This window comes from Priestia sp. KCTC 13724 (genome assembly GCF_056820425.1).
Genome location: NZ_JBXDLD010000171.1, coordinates 1 through 17945 on the forward strand (window position 1 = coordinate 1; position 17945 = coordinate 17945).

Below are 17945 nucleotides of genomic sequence, written 5' to 3' on the forward strand. Positions count from 1 at the left end.
TCACCTAGAAAAGTTATTGATCGATTGTGCATTCGATTGTAAAAGATAAATTCAACTTATATAGATAAAATAAATACATATGCAAATAGCACTCCAACTAAATAAAGGCTTGTTGAATAAGGCGCAGAATAAGAGAGCAAATCAATTACCATAAATAGAACAGTCATGGGAGTACTGCTGTAAGCACTCAACACCCAAGCTTGTTTGAACGTCAATATTCTTTTGGTGAAGCGACTCGCGTACAGACCAATCACAGCAAACAGTGTAATTTGAATAAACTTTAATCCTGCTGTTAAACAAAATAATAAAAAGACAGAGAGAGGAATGAAGATAAAAAGTGTATTTTTAATATCTTTTAAGTGATGTAAAAGATTTTCTTTACTTAAAGAATTCCATCCTAAAAGTTCGTATGAATAGACCTGTACTTGGCCCTTAATGGCAAGAAAGACACCATCTTTTAGCAACCCTATTCCATATAAAGGCGGTGCACTTGAAATCTCCTCAGTTGTAATGGTGGAATCTAGAGTAAACGAAGAACTAGAAACATTTCTTTTTTCTTTTTCATACAGTTTGAAATCCTCAAGGTAAACAGCGGTGGATGGGGTTTCAATATGCTGAACGGCGTTTTGATAACCGCTTACAATTGTGGGTATCATAAAAAGCAAAGCTGGTAGTAATGAAAAAGCAGTTAGCAATAAAACATACCCAATGGTTTTATTTGGATGTTCAAACCGAAGCATCACTGCTTTTTTTGGAAGGTATGTACTTATTAAAAAGCGGCGAAACATTTCCATGGGCAAAGCTCCTTATTTTAGTAACATTTGCTTTTTATTTTACCATTATATTCATAATGAAAGTGTGAAAAAATGACTTTTTTTATGTGGATGCTGTGTTATGTAAATGAAATGTTAAGATAATGTAAATTTTTTAGAATCAGCGTTTACACAACATTTATTTTACGTTAATAATTATGTGGGACTTGTAGATGTCTGTCGAAAAATGAGACTGTAGAGATAGGAGTGAAATTCTTTGGAACTAGATGTTCAGAAGATGATATTTGAATTTATCGGTGGCCTCGGGATTTTCCTGTTTGGGATTAAATTCATGGGTGATGGCTTACAAAAGTCAGCTGGAGATAAATTACGCGATATACTAGATCGTTTTACAACCAACCCATTTATGGGTGTGTTAGCAGGGATTTTAGTTACCATACTTATTCAAAGTAGTTCCGGAACGACTGTTATTACCGTAGGGTTAGTAAGTGCTGGTTTTATGAACTTACGCCAAGCCATTGGCGTTATCATGGGAGCGAATATCGGGACAACCGTTACAGCTTTCATTATCGGTATTAAAATTTCAGACTATGCGCTACCGATTTTAGCTGTAGGTGCTCTCATGCTATTCTTCTTTAAAAGCAAGCCAGTTCAAAACTTTGGTCAAATCGTATTTGGCTTTGGGATGTTATTCTTTGGTTTAGAGCTAATGGGCGATGGCATGAAGCCAATTCGTTCCCTTCAAGCGTTTCAAGACTTAACAGTAAGTATGAGTGATAACCCAATTTTAGGTGTTGTCATCGGTACAGTATTTACGGTTATCGTTCAAAGCTCAAGTGCAACAATTGGTATCTTACAGGAGCTATTTGGCCAAGGAGCAATCGATATTTATGCAGCGTTACCGGTATTGTTTGGTGATAATATTGGTACAACTATTACGGCAATTTTAGCATCCATTGGTGCAAGCGTTGCGGCAAGACGCGCAGCGTTAACTCATGTAATGTTCAATATTATTGGAACAGTTATCTTCTTAATTATTTTACCGCTGTTCACAAAGTTTGTTTTATATTTACAAGATACATTAGCATTAAACCCAGAGATGACGATAGCTTTTGCACACGGAACGTTTAACATCACGAATACTATTATTCAATTTCCGTTTATTGGATTATTGGCTTTAATCGTAACAAAAGTAATTCCTGGAGACGATGCGTTAGTTGACTTTAAACCGAAACATCTAGATCCAGTTTTTATTGAACAATCACCATCAATTGCGTTAGGACAAGCAAAAGAAGAGCTCGTTCGTATGGGGCAATTCTCAACAATTGGATTAGAAGAAGCAAACAATTATTTGAAAACGAAGCAACATAAGCATTCTGATATGGCTTTACAAATTGAAGATGCCATTAACAATTTAGATAAAAAAATTACTAACTATTTAATTTTACTTTCTTCTTCTTCTATGTCAGCTTCAGAAAGTGAAGAGCATTCAATGCTTTTAGACACGGCTCGTGATATTGAACGTATTGGAGATCATTTTGAAAATATCGTAGAGCTTGTTGATTATCAAATTACTAACAAAGTAAAGGTAACATCTGAAGCTAATAAAGATTTAGCAGAAATGTTTGAACTAACAATTTCAACAGTTAAAGAAGCTGTTGCAGCACTAGAGAACAACGATCGTGAAAAAGCCGTTCACGTAATGCAACAAGAAGATCAAATCGACAGCATGGAGCGTTCACTTCGTAAAAAGCATATTTTACGCTTAAACGAAGGTGCTTGCACAGGCTCAGCTGGTATTGTATTTGTTGACATTATTAGTAACTTAGAGCGTATTGGAGATCACGCAGTTAATATTGCAGAAGCAGTGTTAGGAGAAAATCAAAAGAGTGTGACTCAAAAATCTCAATAAGCTAAAAAGAGCGACTCGTTAACGAGTTGCTCTTTTTTATGGAATATTATTATCAAAAAAGTTGTTACAGTGTATACTGTTTGATAATAATAGTAAATAGAGATTGAGATGAAAGGAAACGTGTTAAGTTGGACTTTTTATATTGGACACTCATTGCAATTTGTTTTGTTGTATCATTTATTGGATTAGTCTATCCTATTATTCCAAGCGTACTGTTTGTAGCACTTGGATTTTTATTGTACGGGTTTTTCTATAGTTTTGAACCATATACTTTCTTGTTTGTGCTTATTCAAGGTCTGCTTGTGGCAGCACTTTTTGCCGCTGATTATTTGGCAAATCTAATTGGTGTTAAAAAGTTCGGTGGAACAAAAGCGGGTATTTGGGGAAGCACCATTGGATTGTTGGTTGGTCCATTCTTAATTCCTGGGCTTGGTATATTAATTGGCCCATTTTTAGGGGCGGTGATTGGTGAGTTAGTTGTACACCGTACGAATTTTCAAAATGCTATAAAGATTGGTTTTGGATCGTTAGTTGGCTTTTTCAGCGGTGCTATTTCAAAAGGAATTATACAGGCGGCAATGATTATTTACTTTCTTATCGTTGTTTTATAATAATTTGTTGACTTTTAATTAAAAGCATGTTAAATTTTTAATGTCGCTAATAAATGTTATATCGTTCCACAGTAGCTCAGTGGTAGAGCAATCGGCTGTTAACCGATCGGTCGTAGGTTCGAGTCCTACCTGTGGAGCCATGGCGGTGTAGCTCAGCTGGCTAGAGCGTACGGTTCATACCCGTGAGGTCGGGGGTTCGATCCCCTCCGCCGCTATTCCTTTAAGTGACAAAGCATACATACTATTATTCCACAGTAGCTCAGTGGTAGAGCAATCGGCTGTTAACCGATCGGTCGTAGGTTCGAGTCCTACCTGTGGAGCCAAGGACCCTTAGCTCAGCTGGTTAGAGCAGACGGCTCATAACCGTCCGGTCGCAGGTTCGAGTCCTGCAGGGTCCACCATGAAAAGGTTGGAGGAATACCCAAGTCCGGCTGAAGGGATCGGTCTTGAAAACCGACAGGGGTGTTAAAGCCCGCGGGGGTTCGAATCCCTCTTCCTCCGCCATACATATTGTTGATTAATCTTTCTTTACAATTGTGAAGAAAGATTTTTTATTTTGTTTTCAAATAAAATTTTACGTTTAAATAGGATAGACAGTGGGAAACAGGTAAATATAAGTGATGATTAAATGCTTTTTCATTGAAAGCGTAGGTTAAATTTGCTAATCTAAAAACATGAGGTGAGTTTTCTTTCACCAAATTAGGTATATATTTTAAAGGAGGAATTACCCATGGCTTACGAATTACCACAATTACCTTATGCATATGATGCACTTGAACCACACATCGACAAAGAAACGATGAACATTCACCATACGAAACACCATAACACTTACGTTACAAACTTAAACGCAGCAGTAGAAGGAAAAGCTGATTTAGCTTCTAAAAGTGTTGAAGAGTTAATCTCAAATATGGATGCTGTACCAGAAGATATCCGTACAGCAGTACGTAACAATGGTGGTGGACATGCTAACCACTCATTATTCTGGACAATTCTTTGCCCTAACGGTGGCGGCGAGCCAACAGGCGAGTTAGCAGACGCAATTAGCAGTAAGTTTGGAAGCTTTGACGCATTCAAAGATGCATTCGCTAAAGCAGCAACTACACGCTTCGGTTCTGGCTGGGCTTGGTTAGTTGTAAACAACGGTGAATTAGAAGTAACAAGTACACCAAACCAAGATAGCCCACTAATGGAAGGTAAAACACCAATCCTAGGACTAGACGTTTGGGAGCATGCTTACTACTTAAACTACCAAAACCGTCGTCCAGATTACATTTCAGCATTCTTTAATGTAATTAAATGGGACGAAGTTGCAAAACGCTACGCAGCAGCAAAATAATGAGAGAAAAAACCAGTAAAGCAATTATTGCCTTTACTGGTTTTTTTGTTTTCCAATTCTTTTACATATCTCCTTTTCTTTTTCACACACTAGGGGTAGAAGAGAAAAGGAGTTTTTTATATGCCTTTATTAAAAAAAGTTGTTGGAGATGTAGAAGTTAATAAAGATTTATTGTTATTACTTATCATTGGAGGGCTATATGCTTTAGCAATTTCAATTTCCAATTCATTTGTAAACGTGTATTTATGGAAACAAACAGGAGAGTTTTCTGCTTTAGCGATTTATAATTTAGTCATTGTTATCTTTCAGCCATTAACCTTTATTTTAGCAGGAAGGTGGGCTAAAAAAATTGATCGAGTCGTTGTGCTTCGATTAGGTGTTTCGTTTCTATCTGTTTTCTATATCGTGGTGTTGATGGTAGGCGACCGTGCCGATGAATTTTTAATTCTTCTCGGTGCTCTTTTAGGAATAGGGTATGGATTTTATTGGTTAGCATTTAACGTGTTAACGTTTGAAATTACAGAACCTGATACACGGGACTTTTTCAATGGTTTTCTAGGAGTATTAAATTCGTTTGCTGGAATGATTGGACCTCTAGGAGCGGGCTTTATTATTGCTAGCTTATACGAATACATTGGTTATCGTGTGGTCTTTGGCGTTTCACTCCTAATGTTTGTTTGTGCAGTTGTCCTTAGCTTCTTTTTACAAAGACGTCCAGCTGAGGGCGTATATAAATTTAGAGAAGTACTAAGAGAAAGGAAATACAATCGAGACTGGCGCAGAATCTTATATGCACACGTATTTCAAGGAATTAGAGAAGGGACATTCATTTTCGTGGTGTCAGTATTGGTTTTTATTACAACTGACAGTGAACTCGCACTTGGTACGTTTGGGCTGGTAAATTCAGCTGTAGCTTTTGTTGCGTACTATGTTGCTTCTAGGTTTATTAAACAAAAAGACCGCTTAAAGTTTATTTTGGCAGGTGGAATCCTTCTGTATGGTTCAGTCTTTCTATTGTTGTTTAACTTATCATATACAAACCTCATTTTATATGCGATTTGTATCGCAATCGGCTACCCTATTTTGCTGGTACCGTATATGTCCTTAACGTATGATGTGATTGGTCGAGCTAAAGACATTGTTTCTAAACGTATTGAGTATATTGTTGTTCGAGATGTATTCTTAAATATTGGACGCATTATTTCAATTGGCTCTTTTCTCATTGCTGTGGTCTTTTTTAATGAACAGCAAAGTTTACCCATACTGTTAGCTGTTATCGGCGCAGGACACTGTTGTATTTACTTCTGTGTTCGCAACATTTCTCAACCTACGAACAAACACACCCCTAAGTCGGTTACACAGCCAGCTTTAAATGAAGGAGACGGTGAATCTCCAGCATAATGGGGATAGATAATTACTTTGTACTATAGAAATTAGCACAAAATTCTTTTACAATAGACACAGCATAAATAGACACCTTTAAGGTGTCTATTTATTTGCCAAAATGAAAAAATTATGATGAGATTATATATATGTTGATAAATTGTAGGTGAAGAAATGAAAAAGAAAAATAAACGTAAAAGTCATGTCTCGTTTCGGATGAACATTTTATTTCTAGGCATCTTTGCGCTGTTTTCGGTACTGATATTACGTTTAGGTTTAGTACAAATTGTACATGGGGAAAGTTACCAACGTGAAGTTGAGCGTACCGAGGACGTAACCGTTAATACTCCGGTTCCGCGAGGTAGAATGTACGATCGTTATAATCGTGTGATTGTCGACAATACACCTCTAAATGCGATTACATATACGCGCTTCCAAGGTAACACTGCGGAAGAGCGATTGAAAATCGCTCGACAATTAGCAAAGTTAATTGATGTTCCTTACTCAACGGATGCAATTGATGTACCAGAAAAAACAGTGGATGAAAATGCTGAGGACATTGTAAAAATCACAGAGCGTGATTTAAAAGATTATTGGATTATGCTCAATCCAAAAGAAGCTGAAAAGAAAATCAGTGATAGTGACCGAAGTAAAGTAGAAGCGGGAGAAATGACGGATGAAGAGCTTTATAACCGTCAATTAAGCCGCATTACAAAGCGAGATTTACAAACATTAGCTGATGACTTAGAAGTTTTGGCAATTAAAAGACAAATGGAAGCGGGTTATGCCCAAACTCCTCAAATTATTAAGAAAAACGTAACGCCGGCTGAATTTGCTATTGTTAGTGAAAATTTATCGCAGCTTCCAGGTGTTGATACAACCACTTACTGGGAACGCTATTACCCACAAGGCGGTACGCTTCGTACACTTTTAGGGAATGTATCATCAGCCAATGAAGGTCTTCCAAGAGATAAAGTGGACTACTATCTGTCCAGAGGATACAGTCGTAATGATCAAGTCGGTACGAGCTATCTTGAAAAAGAATACGAATCACAGCTTAAAGGTCAAAAAGAGCAGGTTCAATATATAACGGATCGAAGCGGAAATCTTATCGATACCTTACAATTAACTGAAGGGCAGCGCGGAAGTGATTTAGTGTTAACTATTGATATAGAGCTTCAACAAGCAGTAGAAGAAGCTATTACAAAACAATTAATTGAGAAGAAACAAATGTCTGGTACAAGATTTTTAGACCGAGCGTTTGTTGTTATGATGGATCCGAATACGGGTGAAATCCTAACAATGGCAGGTAAGAGATATACAACGGATTCCAAAACAGGTGCTGCTAAAATTGAAGATTTTGCATTAGGGAATTTATCAACTTCATACACGATGGGCTCTGTAGTAAAAGGGGCTACTGTATTAGCAGGGTTAGATTCTGGTGCAATTACAACTAATACAATCTTTGTCGACGAGCCAATTAAGTTTGCGGGAACGAAAGAAAAGAAATCCTTTAAAAATATGGGACCAATCAATTACTCTACAGCACTAAAACAATCGTCAAACGTATTTATGTTTAAAACGGTTATGGCGATGGCTGATGTGCAGTATCGATATAATGGTTCTTTACCAATTAAAGCAAATACGTTTGCGCAGCTTCGCTCGTACTACAGTCAATTTGGTCTTGGTGTGTCTACTGGTATTGAGCTTGATAATGAAGCGACGGGCTTCCAAGGTGGAAGCAGCATCCCGGGTACAGCTCTTGACTTAGCTATTGGTCAATATGATACGTATACGCCTCTTCAAGTTGTTCAATACGCATCAACAATTGCAAACGGTGGCTATCGTATTAAGCCTCAGATTGTAAAAGAAATTCGGAAACCAACAATTAAAGAAGAAGAAATTGGCGGTGTTGAATACTCGTTCGAAACGCAAGTATTAAACCGAATTACTATGAAGCAGGAATATATTAAAGCTGTACAAAGTGGACTTAAGAGGGTAACTCAAGAGCAAGGTGGAAGTGGATATGCAGCATTTGCAAGCGCTCCTTATAATCCAGCTGGAAAATCTGGTACGGCACAGGCTTATGAGAAAAACCCGAATGGCGGGGATCCAATTGCAATTAATAATTCTACATTTATCGCTTATGCTCCGGCAGATAACCCAGAAGTAGCAATGGCAGTAGTTGTTCCTTCAGCATTCACACCAAGTAGCCCGAATAATATTACAAAAGAACTTGCTCGTGAATCAATGGATTTATACTTTGATTTAAAGCAAAAGGGTGAAAAGGAAGTAGATGAGCAAGAACAACAGCAACAAGTAATTGATGCAGAAGCTACAAATGCAGAAGAATAGCAAAGAAAAAAGGCGCTGAAACCTCAGCGTCTTTTTTTATATGCTCTTTTTTCTTAAGGGAATAACATTTCTAAATATAAGTAGTAAGAACATAGAATAAAATCCAAAAATAAGAAAAAAGACTGTTGTTTTTCCATTGGTTTAAGTAAAAAGACCTTGATTTACAAAAGCTTTACATTTGCTTAAAACGGAATTAATAGTTGGGCTTTAATGTATAGCTTGTAGGACAAAACAACGAAATGTCGTAGGAGGAATTTGAGAATGAAAAGCTTTAAATTTCTAGCAATGTCAGCAGTAATCGGATCATCAGTTGTGCTAGCAGCATGTGGCGGCGGTCAAGGAAGTGACGCTGGTGACTCAGGTGAACAATTAAAAGGAAATGTGGCAATTGACGGTTCATCTACTGTGTATCCAATTATGGAGGCAGTTGGCGAAGAATATATGGCAACTCAACCTGGAGTTCAAGTATCCGTTGGTTTGTCTGGAACGGGCGGTGGATTTGAAAAATTCACAAAAGGTGAAACGGATTTAAGTAACGCATCTCGTCCAATTAAAGATGAAGAAAAGAAAGCAGCTGAAGAAGGCGGCGTAGACGTTCAAGAGTTTGAACTAGCTTACGACGGACTATCAGTTGTTATCAATAAAGAAAATGATTGGGTTGATCATTTAACAGTTGAAGAACTAGAAAAAATGTGGGTTAACGATGGAAAAGCAAAAAAATGGTCTGATATTCGTGAAGGCTGGCCAGATGAAGAAATTAAATTCTATTCTCCAGGACATGACTCTGGGACATTTGATTACTTTGATGAAGTAATTTTAGATGGAAAAGAAATTACAGAGTCTGCAACATTATCAGAGGATGATAACGTGTTGGTAAACGGTGTAACGGGTGATAAAAACGCAATTGGTTACTTCGGTTACGCGTATTACTCTGAAAACAAAGATAAGTTAAAAGTTGTACCAATTGATGGTGGAAACGGTCCAGTGGAACCAACAAAAGAGACCGTTATGAGCGGTGAATACGCACCATTATCTCGTCCGCTATTTACTTATGCAAGTGTTGGAGCACTAAAAGATAAAGAGCAAGTATATGACTATGTTAAATTTACGCTTGAAAATGCAGGAGAGCTTGCTGAAGAAGTAGGTTATGTGAGCTTAAAAGATGAAGAATATGACGAGCAGTTAAAAACGCTTGAAGGTTTAAAGAAATAGACAAATGAAGATGAGGAGCAGCGCAACGCTTGCTTCTCATCTTTCCATGCGATGGAAGGGAGTTTACTACATTGGCTTTAGCGAATAATGGCAACACTAAGAAGGGTTCGATTCGAGAATTAATAAAGCAAAATAAATCAAAAAAAGGAGCATCAATGATTATAGAGAAAGTGATGCCAATTTTGCTTTTCTGTACGGCTGCTGTATCCGCATTAACAACCGTGGGGATTTTGTTCACATTAATTTTTGAAACAATTATGTTCTTTGAAAGAGTATCTTTTGTTGAGTTTATTACAGGTCAAAAATGGCTTCCGTTTATTGAGAAAGCAGGTAACTTTGGAGTTTTACCACTTGTTACGGGAACGCTATTGATTACTGTAATTGCAATGGTCGTTGCTATTCCAGTTGGATTAGCAGCAGCAATTTTTTTGAGTGAGTACGCGTCGGATCGAACAAGACGTATTATTAAACCGATTTTAGAAGTATTAGCAGGTATTCCAACAATTGTATATGGATTCTTTGCTTTAACATTTGTTACACCGCTTTTAAAAGATGTTATTCCAGATTTAGGGTTATTTAATGCTTTAAGTCCAGGTATTGTAGTTGGTGTCATGATTATTCCTATGATTGCTTCTCTATCAGAAGATGCAATGAGTTCTGTACCTCAATCAATGAGAGAAGGAGCTTTAGCTTTAGGAGCAACACGTTTAGAGGTGGCATTAAAAGTGGTGTTACCAGCAGCTCTGTCAGGAATTATCGCATCGTTTGTACTCGGTATTTCGCGTGCAATTGGTGAAACGATGATTGTTACAGTAGCTGGTGGAGCTACGCCGACAATGGCACTAGACGTAACGGGTTCAATTCAAACGATGACTGCGTATATCGTTCAGGTTGCAACGGGAGATGCAGGGTATGGAACGACTGTTTATTACAGTATCTATGCTGTGGGAATGACGTTATTCGTCTTTACACTCATTATGAACCTACTAGCTCAGTTTATTACAAAGCGCTTTAGGGAGGAGTACTAATTATGTACGTGGATCGCGAGCAAGTACAACAACGTATGCATGGGCGGTTATTAAAAAATAGTATTTTAAGGTTCATTTTTTTCTGTGCAACGATTTTTGGATTAGCAGTTCTGGGTATGCTTTTATATCGGGTATTGACTCAAGGATTAGGCTGGCTTGATACAGGTTTTTTACAAAACTTTGCATCGAGAAGACCAGAAGATGCTGGAATTAAAGCGGCACTAGTTGGCTCCTTATGGCTGATGGCTGTCATTGCACCAGTATCATTGATTTTAGGAGTAGGAACAGCGCTTTATTTGGAAGAGTACGCAAAGAAAAATAAATTTAATGATTTCATTAAATTAAACATTTCTAACTTAGCAGGTGTACCTTCAATTGTGTTTGGATTATTGGGATTAACCATTTTTGTTCGTGAGTTATCGTTAGGAAGAAGTATTTTAGCAGCTGGATTAACAATGAGTTTGTTAATCTTACCGGTTATTGTAGTAGCGGCACAGGAAGCCATTAGGTCAGTGCCAACTCATTTACGTGAAGCTTCGTTTGGAATGGGAGCAACTAAGTGGCAAACGATTTACCGTGTGGTACTGCCGGCAGCAATCCCTGGTATTTTAACAGGAAGCATTTTAGCTTTATCAAGAGCGGTAGGGGAAACAGCACCGCTTGTAGTAGTTGGTTTGCCTACATTCATTGCCTTCTTGCCAGCTGGTGTATTAGATACCGCAACGGCTTTACCGATGCAAATTTATAACTGGACGAGTCGACCGCAAGCAGACTTCCAAAGCGTAGCAGCAGCAGGAATTATCGTGTTATTAGTGTTCTTAATTGTAATGAACTCCATTGCTGTATTTATTCGTAACAAATTTCAAAAGCGTTATTAAGCTTAATTGAATGATGATAGTAGGATGAAGGGGGAGCTTTCCATGACAATCACAATCGATCAAAAAATGACAGAGGAAAATATAAATCCCATTAACAAACCAAAAGAAATTGTTTATAAAACAAAAGGTTTAAACTTATGGTACGGAGAAAATCAAGCGTTAAAAAACATTGATTTAGATATTCATGAAAATGAAGTAACAGCCATTATTGGTCCATCAGGATGCGGGAAATCTACGTATATTAAAACGTTAAATCGAATGGTTGAAATGAGTCCAATTGTAAAAACGTCTGGTGAAATTGAATATCGTGGACAAAATATCTTTAATAAGTCATATCGAGTAGAAGAGCTTCGTACACAAGTAGGAATGGTTTTTCAAAAGCCAAACCCATTCCCAAAATCAATTTATGATAATATAGCTTATGGACCACGTATTCACGGCATTCGCAATAAAAAAATTTTAGATGAAATTGTGGAAAAAAGCCTACGCGGTGCGGCAATTTGGGACGAAGTAAAGGACCGCTTAAATCAAAATGCTTATGGGTTATCAGGTGGTCAACAGCAGCGTTTATGCATTGCTAGATGTTTGGCAATTGAACCAGACGTAATCTTAATGGATGAACCAACGTCTGCTCTTGATCCAATCTCAACGTTAAAAGTGGAAGAGCTTGTTCAAGAACTGAAGAAGGAATTTAGTATCATTATCGTAACGCATAATATGCAGCAGGCTGCACGTATTTCAGATAAAACAGCATTTTTCTTAAATGGAGAAGTTGTTGAGTTTGCAGAGACTGATCGAATTTTCTCAAACCCATCTGATAGACGAACAGAAGACTATATTACAGGACGTTTTGGTTAATAGTTGATCAATTAAAAGGAGATGGACTACATGGTTGTACGTGAAAAGTTTCATGCTGATTTAAAAATTTTACGTGAAAAGCTTTTAGAGATTGGTCGGTTAACAGAAGAAGCGTTAGCAAAAGCTATTGAAGCTTTACAAACGCAAAATGTCGATTTAGCGCTAGAGATTATTGATGGTGACACGGAAATTGATCAACTTGAAGAAGAGATTAATGACTTAGCTATTCTATTGCTTGCAAAACAGCAGCCAGTTGCCACTGATTTAAGAAGAGTTATTGTAGCTATTAAGATTGCTTCTGACGTTGAGCGTATGGCAGACTTTGCAGTGAACATCGCTAAATCAGCAATTCGCATTGGAAAAGAAGACTTAATTAAGCCGCTAGAGCATGTGAAAAAGATGCATGCTATTTCAATTGAAATGCTTAGCTTGTCATTAAAGGCATATCATGAAGAGGACCTAACCCTTGCTAAAAAAGTTGCTGAAATGGATGATGAAGTAGATGAGCTTTACGGAATTACCATTAAAGAGCTGCTTAACCTTGCGAAAGAAAAGCAAGAAGCTATGAATCAAATTACGCAGCTGTTATTTATTGCTCGTTACCTGGAAAGAATGGCAGATCATACAACAAACGTAGCAGAAAGCGTATTTTACTTAGTAAAAGGAAAACGCTATGACTTAAATGAATAACAAAATAAGAAGCGCTCAGCTAATGCTGGGCGCTTCTTATTTTGTTAAAGTGTTAACAATTTGCTCTAAACTCATATTCGATGTAAGCGTATAGGTACCAACTTGGAATTTTGTGCTCGCATTTTTTTGAGCAACGAGATTCTCAAATTCATCTGTCGAATCAATAATATGATTGTTTACTAATGTATGTGCAATATCTAAACTAGACATTCCTGCTTTTATAGAGATTGATACTTCACTTGTTTTAGATTTAGTCTCTTGCTTCTCAAAAGCAGGTTTTAATGAATCTTCGTATTCTTTCTTTTTAATTAATACATACTGGTGGTCCTCTGCATAAGCATGTAGATCAGCATCGCTAATTTTCAAAGAAGTAGCGTTTTTCTCTTGAATAACATAAACGACAGCTAAAATTGAAGTGGTTGTTAATATCCCAATAGCAAATCCTCGTATCGTTAAACTATTCATGGCGATTTACTCCTTGTACGCTAAGCAGTCGTTTTACGTCTTCTTTATGAAGATGCTGCTGGTTTGGAGGTAGAGCATTAGCATGGGCCGAATGAGTTGCTATATCAGGATCTTCGTCAGATAATAGGGCTTCTTCTAACAAATCTAAGCGCTTAGTGGTTTGATATTGATCTTGTAGAACAGTCAATGAAAGGTGCTCTAGCTGTTTTTCTACGGACTGTATTTTTGTTTCCTTTAAAAAAGAAAATAAAAGTAAAAATAGGGAAAGTGCAATTAGGGTAATAAAAGCATATAACATGTGGTTCACCTCTTACAAAAGATAAAATCAATCTATGATACCATAAATCGACAAATTGTGTTTATTGTTACAGTTTTTTCTTAGTGGTAATATGACAATAAGTATATCTTAAGTAAAGTGGTGAGGCTTTGAAGACAAAAGTAAATGAATTGGATGTATGCGTTGTAAATCGAGTAAACGCTTCAGCTTTGTATGTACATTGGTCTTTTTCTGACGCTATTCAGGAAATGGTGGAAAAGATGTATCAAAAGAAATGGAATGATCTGTCATTTGCTCTGTGTATTTATGATGTAACCGGTCTTAGCGTCACATTTGATGGGCATCAATCAAAGCGTCATACGCTTTTAGAGGTGTGCAGCAATCAGACAGAAGCATTCTTAAAAGATATGGATACGAACTGTACATATGTTGTAGATGTGGGCGTATACGAACACCATTTTTTTGCACTGATACGTTCAAGTAGAGTTCAGCTGGGAACAAGTATAGAACCTAAGCAATTGGATCAAACGAAGTGGTCCTGGAGTGAAAATGCACCGCAAACGGATTATGTTCATGATGACTGCTTTAGCACGTATTCTTATTATACAAATGAGTGGAACAAGGTGAATCAAAGTGATGAATGACTTTAATTGCCTAATAATTAATATGGAAGACCCAGTCTATGACATGGTTCATTGGAGTGAAGCGAATGAAAAAGCATTATTTGAGCATTTAGTTAGAAAGTATCTCCCGCTTGTACATTACATTCAAAATAATGGCTTAAAAGGTGCTTCAATTATTCTCTCTTCTTTAATTTTAGGAATTTTGGATCATAATGGCTTTAATCAACGATTTAATCACTTCATACAACGTCAAGGTCAATTTGTTGATACTCTGAAGCAGTGGGATGGAAGATTGCTTGACGCGTTAAAGTATTATCAGGATGAACAAATTATAGAGTGTATAGCAATACCTATAACTACGAGGTGTCCATCCCTATTAAAAACATCTAAAGGATACCATTTACAGATTAGCCTTGCAATTGAGCTATTTAATAAATACCTGGGGCAAAGGCCTAAAGGGTTTTACTTGCCAAATGGAGATTATACGTATGAACTTGATAAGTTATTGAAAGCGCATAACGTTGAATATAGTTGTATTGAGGTACAGCACGACTACGGAGTCAATCTGTATACTTCATCAAGCGGTATATTCCTTCTTAAGCATGACGCGCTATTACCTGTCATTTCAAAAAGTGACACAGGTTTACGAAGTTTAAAGGATGGAAAGCTACTATATCAATGTGTAAAAGATATAAACAATCAACAGAAATTAGTGAAGATTTCACCTAAGCATGAGTCATCTAGATATAATCAACCAATCACAGAGGAAAACAGCTGGTTTTATAAGACTATGCAGCAGACAGAAGTAAAGTTAAGCAAGGTTAATAATAAACTGCATAAACTTGAGAGGAAAAAAGAATTAGCGCATACATGGATTATCTTGGCGTCTAGCGAGTGGTTAATTCACTCCAAAGATGACTATAACCGGCAGTTAAAATTATTTAACCAGTTATGTCATGTTGAAGAACAAAAAGTAATGAAGAATGAATATTTACAATGGGTTCCCGATGTGGTGAAAGAATGCGGGATTGCTTATAAAGAGACCAAGAAAGATATCTCTTTATATTTACCGGGAAATATGTCGATTTTAATGCTAGCTTGGGAATATCCACCCCTTGTTATCGGAGGGTTAGCTCGACATGTTTTTGATTTATCCAGAGCTTTGGCGAAATCTGGCCACTATGTGGTCGTTATTACCGCATTTGTAGAAGGGCTACCTTTGTATGAATGTATGTATGGTGTTCATGTCTATCGAGTAAAAAGTTTGCAACCTCATCATGCTGACTTTCTTACGTGGGTAAATAGTTTAAATGTAGCGATGGCATTAGAAGGTATTCGTTTAGCAGCAGCTACGCCGTTTCAAGTAATTCATGCTCATGATTGGTTGGTTGGTACAGCAGCACAGGGTATCGCTAGCCATGTGAAAAAACCGCTCATTACAACAATACATGCAACAGAGCATGGACGGAATAATGGCATTCATAATGAAATGCAGCAAAGAATTCACCAGCGTGAAGAAGAGCTTGTTCATGAGTCCACAGCCATTATTGTATGCAGTACCTATATGAAAAAAGAAATAATGGAATTGTTTAATATAGAGCCAGAGCGCATTTCAATTTTTCCAAACGGCATTGATCAGCACATGGTTGCTCGTGTCGTTAATCGTTCAAAAGAAGTAGCGGTCAAAGGAAAGTTTAAGCTGCGAAATGCACCTATCTTCTTTTCAATTGGTCGCATTGTTTATGAAAAAGGCTTTCAGCTTTTAATTCAAGCTGCAGAATACTTTAAACAGGTAGATATTGATATTCAGTTCATTATTGCGGGTAAAGGGCCCCTCTTGCATGAGTTTCAACAACAAATTAAAAATCGAAACCTAGATCAGTATATTAAATTTATTGGCTATATTACGGATGAAGAACGAAACTGCTTGCTACACTTAAGTACCGGAGTAATCTTCCCAAGTCTTTATGAACCATTTGGTATTGTAGCATTAGAAGGAATGGTAGCGAAAAAACCTACAATTGTTTCTGAAACGGGTGGTTTAAAAGATATCGTTAATCATAGGGTAACCGGACTTACGTTCAAACCTGGGGTTGTCGAAGAGTTAATTCATTGCGTTTTCACTGTGATCACAGATTCACAACTGATTCAAGAAATTAGTGAAAAAGGGTATGTTGAGGCAACTACGATGTTTAGTTGGGAACAAATTGCACTGGATACAAGCGCATTGTTTCAAGATCAAATCAAACAGAGTAAAAGGAGGAAGGAAAAGCGTTGAAAGCCATTATACTTGCTGGTGGTAGAGGAACGCGTTTACAGCCGTTAACAAACGACGTTCCAAAACCGATGCTTCCACTCTATGAATATCCTGTTATCGAATATATAGTTGAACTCTTAAAAAAGTATGGAATTAATGAAATTGGCATTACGCTACAGTATCTACCCGAACAGATTATGAATTACTTTGGAGATGGAAAGAAGTGGGGGGTCTCAATTACTTATTTTATTGAAGAGATGCCTCTTGGAACAGCGGGGGGAGTCAAAAAAGCAGATTGGTTTATTGAAGAAGAATGCATCATCATTAGTGGCGATGCTGTAACGGATTTAAATCTAGCTAACGTCATTGCGTTTCATCGTCAACATCAAAGTGAAATGACAATTGTGACGAAGCTTGTGCCAGATGTTACACATTACGGACTCGTATCTGCAAATGACAAAAATGAGGTCACGCGTTTTATTGAAAAGCCAAAGCAATACGAAGCAACTGGAAACTTAATTAATACTGGTATTTATGTAATTCATAAATCAATTTTAAACAGTATTAGCCGTGAAGGAGCAGTTGACTTTAGCTTTGATGTTATTCCCGCACTGTTAAAGAATAATCGTAAAGTCTATCATTATACAACCGCAAACTATTGGATTGATATCGGGCAGCTTCATCATTATAGGCAGGCACATTATGATTTATATGAAAAATTGTTTGGTTCTAATAGTTTGAACCATATTTCAGACACTGCTGTTATTGCAGAGGATGTGAAGGTCATTCCTCCTGTTTATATTGGAGAAGAGGTACAAATCAGATCGGGATGTACAATTGGTCCGTGGGCTGTTATCGGGAAAAACAGTCACATTAATAGTAACGCAACAATTCGAAAAAGTGTTTTGATGAATGATGTTATTGTAAAAAAGAACTGCTTTTTATATGATGTTGCGTTGGAACACGGGATGATTCTTGAAAGAGAAAGTGTTCTTTTAAACGATAAAGCCGAAAGCGGAGCCGTCGCGCGTGTGTTTGATGTGAAGACTAAGCCTCTTTTTAGTATCGCAAAGTTTATGAATCAATTTTCACTTAGAGTGCAAAAACAAAAGAAAGAATTTTAGAAAAATAATCTTTATAAGGAATTTATTAGTTGAAAAATACTCGCTTTACCTTGTATTAGAGATGAAAAGAAATAATATAATCAAAAATTAACTGTGTTAGTTAGAAAAACAGACTGGCATTCCGAAGTAAAAAATGATATTATAGTAAAGTCTGATTTAT

At 37.0% G+C, this 17945-nt stretch carries 16 protein-coding genes and 5 tRNA genes; 18 read left to right on the forward strand and 3 right to left on the reverse strand.

Annotated elements, in window-relative coordinates; genetic code table 11:
- Nucleotides 1–56 precede the first annotated feature (56 nt).
- On the reverse strand, nucleotides 57–794 hold the full coding sequence (locus AC1UFB_RS19165) for a DUF1189 domain-containing protein (RefSeq protein ID WP_482589751.1): 738 nt from the start codon (nucleotides 792–794) through the stop codon (nucleotides 57–59).
- A 235-nt stretch (nucleotides 795–1029) separates the two neighbouring features.
- On the opposite strand from AC1UFB_RS19165, the gene AC1UFB_RS19170 reads away from it, so the two are divergent.
- From AC1UFB_RS19170 to phoU, 15 genes are all read left to right on the forward strand, one after another.
- Nucleotides 1030–2685, forward strand: a complete 1656-nt coding sequence (locus AC1UFB_RS19170; protein ID WP_482589753.1) for a Na/Pi cotransporter family protein — start codon at nucleotides 1030–1032, stop codon at nucleotides 2683–2685.
- Nucleotides 2686–2813: 128 nt separating this feature from the next.
- Entirely contained in the window at nucleotides 2814–3296 is a 483-nt protein-coding gene (locus tag AC1UFB_RS19175) for a DUF456 domain-containing protein (RefSeq protein ID WP_025911590.1), read from the forward strand.
- A 65-nt stretch (nucleotides 3297–3361) separates the two neighbouring features.
- Nucleotides 3362–3436 (forward strand) — tRNA-Asn (locus AC1UFB_RS19180).
- Between the two features lies 1 nt (nucleotide 3437).
- Nucleotides 3438–3511 (forward strand) — tRNA-Met (locus AC1UFB_RS19185).
- 33 nt (nucleotides 3512–3544) lie between these two features.
- A tRNA-Asn gene (locus AC1UFB_RS19190) sits at nucleotides 3545–3619 on the forward strand.
- 1 nt (nucleotide 3620) lies between these two features.
- Nucleotides 3621–3697: transfer RNA gene (locus tag AC1UFB_RS19195), tRNA-Ile, on the forward strand.
- Between the two features lie 10 nt (nucleotides 3698–3707).
- Nucleotides 3708–3800, forward strand: a tRNA-Ser gene (locus tag AC1UFB_RS19200).
- 226 nt (nucleotides 3801–4026) lie between these two features.
- Nucleotides 4027–4635, forward strand: coding sequence for a superoxide dismutase SodA (sodA, locus tag AC1UFB_RS19205; protein WP_025911589.1), 609 nt, complete (start codon nucleotides 4027–4029; stop codon nucleotides 4633–4635).
- 120 nt (nucleotides 4636–4755) lie between these two features.
- Nucleotides 4756–6036 (forward strand): MFS transporter, encoded by a 1281-nt coding sequence (locus AC1UFB_RS19210; protein ID WP_025911588.1) that lies wholly within the window; start codon nucleotides 4756–4758, stop codon nucleotides 6034–6036.
- Nucleotides 6037–6192: 156 nt separating this feature from the next.
- On the forward strand, nucleotides 6193–8373 hold the full coding sequence (locus AC1UFB_RS19215) for a peptidoglycan D,D-transpeptidase FtsI family protein (RefSeq protein WP_100346816.1): 2181 nt from the start codon (nucleotides 6193–6195) through the stop codon (nucleotides 8371–8373).
- Between the two features lie 261 nt (nucleotides 8374–8634).
- Nucleotides 8635–9585, forward strand: coding sequence for a PstS family phosphate ABC transporter substrate-binding protein (locus tag AC1UFB_RS19220; RefSeq protein WP_061785793.1), 951 nt, complete (start codon nucleotides 8635–8637; stop codon nucleotides 9583–9585).
- A 71-nt stretch (nucleotides 9586–9656) separates the two neighbouring features.
- Nucleotides 9657–10613: a phosphate ABC transporter permease subunit PstC gene (gene pstC / locus AC1UFB_RS19225; RefSeq protein ID WP_051567222.1), complete on the forward strand. Its 957-nt coding sequence runs from the start codon at nucleotides 9657–9659 to the stop codon at nucleotides 10611–10613.
- A 2-nt stretch (nucleotides 10614–10615) separates the two neighbouring features.
- Nucleotides 10616–11491, forward strand: coding sequence for a phosphate ABC transporter permease PstA (gene pstA, locus AC1UFB_RS19230; RefSeq protein ID WP_186317481.1), 876 nt, complete (start codon nucleotides 10616–10618; stop codon nucleotides 11489–11491).
- A 66-nt stretch (nucleotides 11492–11557) separates the two neighbouring features.
- Entirely contained in the window at nucleotides 11558–12349 is a 792-nt protein-coding gene (gene pstB, locus AC1UFB_RS19235; protein ID WP_100348152.1) for a phosphate ABC transporter ATP-binding protein PstB, read from the forward strand.
- A gap of 30 nt (nucleotides 12350–12379) precedes the next feature.
- Nucleotides 12380–13039 (forward strand): phosphate signaling complex protein PhoU, encoded by a 660-nt coding sequence (gene phoU / locus AC1UFB_RS19240; RefSeq protein ID WP_025911582.1) that lies wholly within the window; start codon nucleotides 12380–12382, stop codon nucleotides 13037–13039.
- Nucleotides 13040–13075: 36 nt separating this feature from the next.
- Here the strand turns inward: phoU and AC1UFB_RS19245 are convergent, their stop codons facing one another.
- Both AC1UFB_RS19245 and AC1UFB_RS19250 read right to left on the reverse strand, forming a co-directional pair.
- The gene (locus AC1UFB_RS19245) at nucleotides 13076–13504 is read right to left on the reverse strand and encodes an endolytic transglycosylase MltG (RefSeq protein WP_100346818.1); all 429 of its coding nucleotides are present in this window, start codon (nucleotides 13502–13504) and stop codon (nucleotides 13076–13078) included.
- On the reverse strand, nucleotides 13497–13802 hold the full coding sequence (locus AC1UFB_RS19250) for a hypothetical protein (protein ID WP_100346819.1): 306 nt from the start codon (nucleotides 13800–13802) through the stop codon (nucleotides 13497–13499). The genes AC1UFB_RS19245 and AC1UFB_RS19250 overlap by 8 nt, the downstream gene beginning before the upstream one ends.
- Before the next feature lie 128 nt (nucleotides 13803–13930).
- Here AC1UFB_RS19250 and AC1UFB_RS19255 point away from each other — a divergent pair, with 128 nt between their 5' ends.
- From AC1UFB_RS19255 to AC1UFB_RS19265, 3 genes are read left to right on the forward strand one after another with little or no spacing between them, the layout of a single operon-like run.
- Nucleotides 13931–14425: a DUF4912 domain-containing protein gene (locus tag AC1UFB_RS19255; RefSeq protein WP_482589756.1), complete on the forward strand. Its 495-nt coding sequence runs from the start codon at nucleotides 13931–13933 to the stop codon at nucleotides 14423–14425.
- On the forward strand, nucleotides 14418–16682 hold the full coding sequence (locus tag AC1UFB_RS19260; RefSeq protein WP_061785790.1) for a glycosyltransferase: 2265 nt from the start codon (nucleotides 14418–14420) through the stop codon (nucleotides 16680–16682). The genes AC1UFB_RS19255 and AC1UFB_RS19260 overlap by 8 nt, the downstream gene beginning before the upstream one ends.
- Entirely contained in the window at nucleotides 16679–17785 is a 1107-nt protein-coding gene (locus AC1UFB_RS19265; protein ID WP_025911575.1) for a nucleotidyltransferase family protein, read from the forward strand. Before AC1UFB_RS19260 ends, AC1UFB_RS19265 begins: the two co-directional genes overlap by 4 nt.
- The last annotated feature ends 160 nt before the right edge of the window (nucleotides 17786–17945 follow it).